The organism is Pseudomonas sp. SDO5522_S412 (assembly GCF_054071215.1).
This window is the reverse complement of sequence record NZ_JBSVWQ010000066.1, coordinates 20,004-28,912: the sequence shown is the minus strand read 5'-3', so window position 1 is coordinate 28,912 and position 8,909 is coordinate 20,004. Positions and strand designations below refer to the sequence as shown.

General features: G+C 61.3%; 7 protein-coding genes. All 7 read left to right on the top strand.

The window, feature by feature from the left end; genetic code table 11:
- The first annotated feature begins 258 nt into the window (after positions 1 to 258).
- Positions 259 to 999, top strand: coding sequence for a flagellar basal body rod protein FlgF (locus ACW9I6_RS16015; RefSeq protein WP_003214611.1), 741 nt, complete (start codon positions 259 to 261; stop codon positions 997 to 999).
- A 63-nt stretch (positions 1,000 to 1,062) separates the two neighbouring features.
- Entirely contained in the window at positions 1,063 to 1,848 is a 786-nt protein-coding gene (gene flgG, locus ACW9I6_RS16010; RefSeq protein ID WP_003214609.1) for a flagellar basal-body rod protein FlgG, read from the top strand.
- Positions 1,849 to 1,900: 52 nt separating this feature from the next.
- On the top strand, positions 1,901 to 2,596 hold the full coding sequence (flgH, locus tag ACW9I6_RS16005; protein WP_003214607.1) for a flagellar basal body L-ring protein FlgH: 696 nt from the start codon (positions 1,901 to 1,903) through the stop codon (positions 2,594 to 2,596).
- 27 nt (positions 2,597 to 2,623) lie between these two features.
- Positions 2,624 to 3,712, top strand: coding sequence for a flagellar basal body P-ring protein FlgI (locus ACW9I6_RS16000; RefSeq protein WP_032899355.1), 1,089 nt, complete (start codon positions 2,624 to 2,626; stop codon positions 3,710 to 3,712).
- A gap of 4 nt (positions 3,713 to 3,716) precedes the next feature.
- Complete coding sequence (flgJ, locus tag ACW9I6_RS15995) at positions 3,717 to 4,979, top strand: flagellar assembly peptidoglycan hydrolase FlgJ (protein WP_102604681.1); 1,263 nt, start codon at positions 3,717 to 3,719, stop codon at positions 4,977 to 4,979.
- Positions 4,980 to 4,989: 10 nt separating this feature from the next.
- A complete protein-coding gene (flgK, locus tag ACW9I6_RS15990) occupies positions 4,990 to 7,026 on the top strand; it encodes a flagellar hook-associated protein FlgK (RefSeq protein ID WP_102604682.1) in 2,037 nt (678 codons plus the stop codon).
- 14 nt (positions 7,027 to 7,040) lie between these two features.
- On the top strand, positions 7,041 to 8,624 hold the full coding sequence (locus ACW9I6_RS15985; protein WP_003214602.1) for a flagellar hook-associated protein 3: 1,584 nt from the start codon (positions 7,041 to 7,043) through the stop codon (positions 8,622 to 8,624).
- Positions 8,625 to 8,909: the final 285 nt, after the last annotated feature.

Here is an 8,909-nt window from a genome sequence, read left to right as displayed (position 1 = left end):
CCGGTGACTGACACTCCGCATTCGCGAGCAAGCCCGCTCCCACATGGGTTCTTTGTCGGTCTTGATACCTGCACTTGCCGTTAGCGGCATAAGTCCGCCGTTTTTTCGACTCTCTTCCTACTGCCCTCAGCTGCCACCTGCCGGCAAACCCCCGCCCCGCCTGGACTTTTCCTCATTTCAAAAAGTTGGTTCGCAAATTGCTTAAGCCTCATCAGTACAGCGGTGGGCGGCAAGCGTCCGTCAGAAAGAGGAAAGAGCGTGGATAAGTACCTTTACGTGGCAATGACCGGCGCCAGCCAGAATGCACTGGCGCAGAAGGCCCACGCCAACAACTTGGCGAACGTTTCCACCAATGGTTTCCAGCGTGACCTGGAACAGGCACGCTCGATGCCGGTGTTCGGTGACAGCTTTCCGGCGCGGGCCTTTGCCTTGACCGAGCGCCCAGGCACGGACTTTTCCCCTGGCGCGATGATTGAAACCGGCCGTGACCTCGATGTGGCCGTCAGCGGTGACGGCTGGATGGCCGTGCAAAACCCGGATGGCGGCGAGTCCTACGTGCGCAGCGCCAGCATGAACGTCGATGCGCTGGGCGTGCTGCGGGCCGGCAACGGTATGCCGATCATGGGCAACGGCGGCCCGATTGCCGTGCCGCCCCAGCAGCAGATCGAAGTCGGCCAGGACGGCACCATCAGCATCCGCGCCATGGGCGAAGGCCCGCGGGTGATGGCTGAAGTGGACCGGATCAAGCTGGTGCAGCCCGACCTCAAGAACATGACCAAGGGCCTCGACGGCACCATCCACACCAAGGATGGCCAGCCGGCCCAGGCCGATGCCAACGTCAAGCTGACGTCGGGCTTCCTGCAGGCGAGCAACGTGAACGCCGTCGAAGAAATGACGGCAGTCCTGGCCCTGTCCAAGCAGTTCGAATTGCACATCAAGATGATGAACAGCGCCAAAGAAGACGACCAGGCCATGACCCGCGTCCTGGCGATGAGCTGATAGCAGCCACACACTAATTTTTGTAGCGCGGCGCCATAAAACAGGCGCACGAAGGAGAAGAACATGCTTCCGGCTCTATACGTTGCCAAGACAGGCCTGTCCGCCCAGGACACCAACCTGACCACCATTTCCAACAACCTGGCCAACGTGTCGACCACGGGTTTCAAACGTGACCGCGCCGAGTTCCAGGACTTGCTCTATCAGATCAAGAAGCAGCCTGGCGCCCAGTCGACCCAGGACAGCGAATTGCCGTCGGGCCTGCAACTGGGTACCGGTGTGGCAATCGTTGGCACCCAGAAGAACTTCAGCGCCGGTAACCTGCAGCAGACCGGCCAGCCGCTGGACCTGGCAGTCAACGGCAAGGGTTTCTTCCAGATCCTGCAGCCGGACGGCACCACCACCTACACCCGTGACGGTACGTTCCACCTGGACTCCAACGGCCAGGTCGTGACCGCCAATGGCTTCGCGCTGGAGCCGGCGATTGTCGTGCCGAACAACGCCCAGACTTTCACCGTCGGCAACGACGGCACCGTGTCGATCACCGTGGCCGGCAACCCGGCGTCCCAGGTGATCGGCAACCTGCAAACCGCCGACTTCATCAACCCGGCCGGCCTGCAGGCGATCGGTAACAACCTGTTCCTGGAAACCGCGTCCAGCGGCGCGCCGCAAATCGGCACCCCGGGCCTCAACGGTTTTGGTACCACCCTGCAAAGCACCCTGGAAACGTCCAACGTCAGCACCGTTGAAGAGATGGTCAACATGATCACCACTCAGCGCGCCTACGAGATGAACTCCAAGGTGATTTCCACCGCCGACCAGATGCTTTCGTTCGTAACGCAGAATCTGTAATCAAGTCTAGGGGCGCCCTTGAAGGCGCCTGCAACACCGTGAGGTATGGGTCATGAATCGCTATGTTTCTGTTCTGGCATTGAGTGGGATTGCTGTGCTCGCGGGCTGTGTCGCCCCGACGCCTAAGCCCAATGACCCGTACTATGCGCCGGTGTTGCCGCGCACGCCGTTGCCGGCGGCCGCCAACAATGGCTCGATCTACCAGGCCGGGTTCGAACAGAACCTGTACAGCGACCGCAAGGCCTTCCGGGTCGGTGACATCATCACCATCACGCTGAACGAGAAGACCCAGGCGAGCAAGAACGCCAACTCGCAGATCGGCAAGACCAGCAAGACCAGCATCGGCCTGACTTCGTTGTTTGGCGGTGTACCGAACACCAACAACCCGCTGGGCAGCGGTGACCTGAGCCTGGACGCCGGCTACAGCGGCGACCGCGCCACCAACGGCAAGAGTGCGGCAGGGCAGGGCAACAGCCTGACCGGCTCGATCACCGTGACCGTGGCCGACGTGCTGCCCAACGGCATCATTGCCGTACGCGGCGAGAAGTGGATGACCCTCAACACCGGTGACGAACTGGTGCGCATTGCGGGCATGGTTCGCGCCGACGATATCTCCACCGACAACACCGTGCCGTCGACACGGATTGCCGATGCACGCATCACCTACTCGGGTACGGGTTCGTTTGCTGACGCCAGTCAGCCGGGCTGGTTTGACCGTTTCTTCCTTAGCCCGCTGTTCCCTTTCTAGGTGATCACTTTGAACTTCAAACAGCTGATGGCTGCGATGTTGCTGCTGGCCCTGAGCGCAGGCGCCCAGGCCGAGCGCTTGAAAGACATCGCGAGCATTTCCGGCGTGCGGTCCAACCAGCTGATCGGCTACGGCCTGGTGGTGGGGCTTAACGGCACCGGTGACCAGACCACCCAGACCCCGTTCACCCTGCAGACCTTCAACAACATGCTCTCGCAGTTCGGCATCAAGGTGCCGCCGGGCTCGGGCAACGTGCAGTTGAAGAACGTCGCGGCGGTGTCCATCAGCGCTGACTTGCCGCCGTTCGCCAAGCCGGGGCAGGTGGTCGATATCACCGTGTCGTCCATGGGTAACTCGAAAAGCCTGCGCGGCGGCACCTTGCTGATGACGCCGCTCAAAGGTATCGACGGCAACGTCTACGCCATTGCCCAGGGCAACTTGGTGGTGGGTGGCTTTGATGCCGAAGGCCGCGACGGTTCGAAGATCACCGTCAACGTGCCGTCGGCCGGGCGGATTCCCGGTGGTGCCTCGGTGGAGCGCACCGTGCCCAGCGGCTTCAACCAGGGCAACAGCCTGACCCTGAACCTCAACCGTTCGGACTTCACCACCGCCAAGCGCGTGGTCGACAAGATCAATGAGCTGCTCGGCCCGGGCGTGGCCCAGGCCATCGATGGCGGCTCGGTTCGTGTGACGGCACCGCTGGACCCAAGCCAGCGTGTGGACTACCTGTCCCTGCTGGAAAACCTTGAGGTTGACCCAGGCCAGGCGGTGGCGAAAGTCATCATCAACTCGCGGACCGGCACCATCGTGATCGGCCAGAACGTCAAGGTTTCGCCAGCGGCCGTGACCCACGGCAGCCTGACCGTGACCATCACCGAAGACCCGATCGTCAGCCAGCCTGGCCCGTTGTCCAACGGCCAGACTGCCGTGGTACCCCGTTCGCGGGTGAATGCCCAGCAAGAAGCCAAGCCGATGTTCAAGTTCGGCCCCGGCACCACCCTGGACGAGATTGTCCGTGCGGTGAACCAGGTGGGCGCAGCGCCCGGCGACTTGATGGCGATCCTCGAAGCATTGAAACAGGCCGGCGCCTTGCAAGCCGACCTGATCGTGATCTGACGCCATGGCCATGGACATGCGCAAGAGCGGCCTGACCAGCACGGCGGATTCGGGTTCCTATTCCGACCTCAACCGGCTTAACCAGTTGAAGGTCGGCGACAAGAACAGCGACGGCAACATGCGCAAGGTCGCGCAGGAGTTCGAGTCGCTGTTTCTCGGCGAAATGCTCAAGTCCATGCGTTCGGCCACCGAAGCCCTGGGCAAGGACAACCCGCTGAATACCCCTGCGGCCAAGCAGTACCAGGAAATGTACGACCAGCAGTTGGCGGTTTCCCTGTCTCGCGAGGGCGGTGGTATCGGCCTGGCGGACGTGCTGCTGCGCCAGATGCAGAAGAACAAGCCGGTGGACGCCCAGGCGGCCACCCTGCAAGGCCCGGCTGCGCCCGCGAAGAAGGTGGATGTACCGACTGAAATTGCCGCCGGTACCAAGGCCGATGGCCCGCTGGGCCGCAGCAATGGTCAGCGGCCATTGTGGGCGTACCGCGTGGCGGTGCCTGAAGGCACCAACTCCCACGCCAACGACATGGCGCTGATGAACCAGCGACGCATCTCGTTGCCGAGCAAGCTGACGGATCGCCTGCTGGCCGGCATCGTGCCGGGTGCCGAGGCTACCACTGCCGCCAAGGCCGCGCCGCTGCGCAACAGCGCTGCCGATGATGGCGTGGTCAACAGCACCGCCCGCAGCCTTGCCGCCATACCGCCTCGCGGGCAGATGCAGGTTTACGGCCGCGCCGTCGCCCAGCCACCGCTGGCACCGGCGAAGAAAGCCTTCAGCTCGCAGGATGAATTTGTCGCCACCATGTTGCCGATGGCCAAGCAGGCCGCCGCGCGGATTGGCGTCGACCCACGCTACCTGGTGGCCCAGGCCGCCCTGGAAACCGGTTGGGGTAAATCGGTGATGCGTGCCGAGGATGGCACCAGCAGCCACAACCTGTTCGGCATCAAGGCCGGCCAGAGTTGGCAGGGCGAACAGGCCCGGGCGATCACCAGCGAGTTTCGCGATGGCGCGATGGTCAAGGAGACGGCGCAGTTCCGTTCCTACAATTCCTACCAGGACAGCTTCCATGACCTGGTCACGTTGCTGCAAAGCAATGATCGCTATAAAGAAGTTGTGAAATCAGCCGACAACCCGGAACAGTTTGTGCGCGAGTTGCAAAAAGCCGGTTATGCAACCGACCCGGATTACGCCAGCAAGATTTCGCAGATCGCAAAAACGATGAACAGCTACCAGAACTACGCTGCCGCGGGCGCTTCCACTCATTTATAAGGTCTGAATCATGAGTTTGCTCAATATCGGGATGTCGGGGCTCAATGCCGCCCAGGGATCGTTGTCGGTCTTAAGTAACAACATCGCAAACGTCAACACCCCGGGATACTCGCGTCAACAGAGCGCTCAGACCGCGAATGCGTCGAACGCCTACGGCGGCGTATTTATCGGCACCGGTACGACCCTGGCGGACGTGCGTCGGGTGTACAACCAGTTCCTCACCACGGCTTACCAGAACAGCACGGCACTCGACAGCGACGCCAACGCCTACCTGGACCAGGCCAGTGCCATCGACAAGACCTTGTCGGATTCCAACACCGGCATGTCTTCGGTGCTCAGTGCCTTTTTCGCGGCGGCGCAGACGGCTTCTGCCACCCCGGGCGACGTGTCCGCGCGCCAATTGCTGCTGACCAGCGCCCAGACCCTGAGCAACCGCTTCAACTCCATTTCCGGCCAGTTGAACCAGCAGAAACAAACGATCAACAGTCAGTTGAGCACCATGACGGATCAGGTCAACAAGCTGACGTCCTCGATCGCCTCGCTCAACAAGCAGATTGCCCAGGCCCAGGGGACTTCCAGCAGTGCGCCGGCCAACCTGCTGGACTCGCGTGACGAAGCGGTGCGCTCGCTCAACGAGCTGATCGGCGTTACGGCCACGGAAAAAAACGGACAGTTCAGTATTACGACCGGTACGGGGCAGTCGCTGGTGGAAGGCGGGATATCCAATAATATCTCTGCGGTACCGAGTAGCACCGACAATAGCCAGTACACCATCCAGCTCTCGATGGGCGACTCGTCCATTGACCTTGGCAATGTGGTCACCGGCGGCAGTATCGGTGGCTTGCTGCGCTATCGCAGTGACGTGCTGATGCCGGCCATCAATGATCTGGGGCGCATCGCGATTGCCACGGCAGACACGATCAACAATCAGTTGGGCCAGGGCCTGGACCTCAACGGCGAATTCGGTTCGTCGCTGTTCACCGATATCAACAGCGCGGCGGCGATTTCCCAGCGTAGCCAAGGGGCCGCCGGCAACAGCGCGGGGTCTGGCAACCTGAATGTCACGATCAAGGACAGCAGCCAGCTGACGACCTACGACTACAAGGTCACGTTTACCAGTGGTAACCAGTACAACGTCGTCCGCTCCGACGGCAAGGCCATGGGTTCGTTCGACACCACCACCACGCCGCCGCCGGTGATTGATGGCTTTACCCTGGCGCTGGACGGCAAAGGGCCCATGGCTGCCGGTGACAGCTTCAAGGTCAGCCCCACGGCCAACGGGGCCACGGGCATCGGTGTCGACCTGAAGGACGTCAACAAGCTCGCCTTCGCGGGCCCCTTGGCGGGGAACGCAAGCAAGACCAACACCGGCACCGGTACGTTCACACCGCCTCAGCTGACTGTGCCGCTGGATATTCATGGCGGCGCTGATACCGCCCAGTTGCGCGCCGGCATCGAAAACTCCATGCCGGTAAAAATGCTCTTTGGCAAGCCGGCCGCCGACGGCACCCAGTCGTATACGGTGAGCGACGCGCAAGGCAATCCGATCGGCAGTGGCACCATCATCCCGGGCCAGGGCAACAAGATCAGCATCAACGTACCGATGCGCGATGCCTCCGGGGCGTTGATCCCGGGCAAAAGCTTCAACTTCGACACCACGGTCGGCGGCTCGCCTGCCAATGGTGACAGCACGACTTTCTCGTTCAACGCTTCGGGCACCTCCGACAACCGCAACGCCCAGCAATTGCTGGACTTGCAGACCAAGGCCACCGTAGGCGCCAGCGACGGCAGCCCGGGTGTGAGCCTGGTCAGCGCCAACGCCCGACTCGTGTCGCAGGTGGGCTCCAAAGCCAGCCAGGCCGCTACCGACTCCACCGCGACGGGTGCGCTGTTGGCAGCGAACAAGGCGGCCAGCAACTCGGTGTCCCAGGTCAACCTGGATGAAGAGGCGGGTGACATGATCAAGTTCCAGCAGTACTACACCGCGTCGTCGCAGATCATCAAGGCTGCGCAAGAAACTTTCAGCACACTGATTAATGCCCTTTAAAGGAGTCTGGGACGATGCGTATTTCTACACAGCAGTATTTCGACACCAGCGCCAGCAAGTACCAGACGAACTATTCCGGTGTGGTGAAAGCCCAGGACCAGGCGAGCAGCGGTATCCGGGTGCAGACCGCCTCCGATGACCCCGTCGCCGCCGCGCGCTTGCTGCAATTGCAGCAACAGAAAGACATGCTTGGCCAGTTCAACGGCAACATCAACACCCTGCAGAACTCGCTGACCAACGAAGAATCGGTGTTAAAGAGCATCAACACCGCCTTGCAGCGCGGTAATGAACTGGCGCTGCGTGCGGCCAACCAGTCCCTGAGCGATGACGATCGTAAATCCATCGCCAGCGAAGTGGGCGCGCTTGAGGACCAGGTGCTGGGCTTGCTCAACTCCAAGGATGCCAACGGCAACTACATGTTTTCCGGGTCGAAAACCGACACGCCGCCTTACATCCGCAATAACGACGGCACCTACACGTATCAGGGTGACGAGACGCCGCTGAGCTTGCAGATCTCGGACAATCTGTCGATGGCGGGGGGCGACACCGGTAAGTCGATGATGGAAAGTTCGACCAACACCGGTCGCACCCAGGCTACGTTGTTGCCGCCTGCGGTCAATGACGGCAAGGTCGCGGTATCGGCGGGCACGGTGACCTCCGGTGTCACCTACACCAAGAGTTTTACCGACGGCCAGCCCTACAAGCTGACCTTCAGCAGCAGCACGCAGTATTCCGTGACCGACAAGGACGGTAACGACGTTACCTCGGAGATTCCCGGCAACGGCACTTTCGACGCGACCAAAGAGGGCGCATCCAGCGTCAACCTGCGCGGCGTCAAGTTCGATATCAGCCTGACGCTCGGCGCGGACGTTGCGCCCGGCGCTGACTCCGACGCACTGGTGGCGGGCAAGGCGTTCACCCTGCAATCCAAGCCGGACACCTTCAGTGCTTCGCGTTCGCCAGGCAACGCGTCGACTGCACAAGTCACCGGTGGCCAGGTGACGGATCAGGCGGCCTACGCCAGCACCTTCCCTGATACCGGTGCGGTGATCAAATTCACCAGCGGCACCACGTATGAGGTGTATGCGCAGCCCTACAGTCCGAACAGCAAGACCATCGCGACCGGCACCATGGCTGCCGGTGCCACCTCGATCAACGCGGCCGGCGTGACGTTCGACATCAGTGGTGCGCCAGGGGCGGGCGACCAGTTTGCGGTCAGCGCCGTCAGCAACAAGAACGAAAACGCCCTGGACACGTTGAGCCAATTGCGCAAAGCCCTGGAAACGCCGGCTGACGGCAACCTGGTCGCGCAGAACAACCTCAAGGATGTGGTGGCCAAAACCATCGGCAACCTGAACAACGCCAGTTCACAGATTGACCAGGTGCGCGGCTCCATCGGTGCTCGCCAGAATGCCCTGGATCTTCAAACGGATGAAAACACCAGCCTGGGGACTGCCAATACCAACACCATGAGTTCCCTGGGCAACGTCGACATGGGTCAGGCGGCGATCAACCTGCAGCTTCAGCAAACCATGCTGCAGGCCTCTCAGTTGGCCTTTGTGAAAATCTCTCAGTTGAGCCTGTTCAACAAAATGTGATGTCCGCAGCTGCAAACCGGCGGCTCACCCTGGAAACGGGGTGGGCCGTTGTGGTTTTTGGCGTTTGTATGTCCCCGTGTTTCGCACAAAGCGCAGAAAATTGAGTGACCTGTGAGTCATAAAGCGCATCTTCACTGTATCGTGTGAAAAGGATAGGTCGTCGCCAGGTCTCTGCGAGGGCCTGCCGCCAGGGTACAAAGGCGGTTTTCGGCGAGTTTTTTGCGGGGTCATCCCCATTATTGTCAGCACCCGGCGACGTGTCTCGCGGGGTGTTCTCCAGCTATT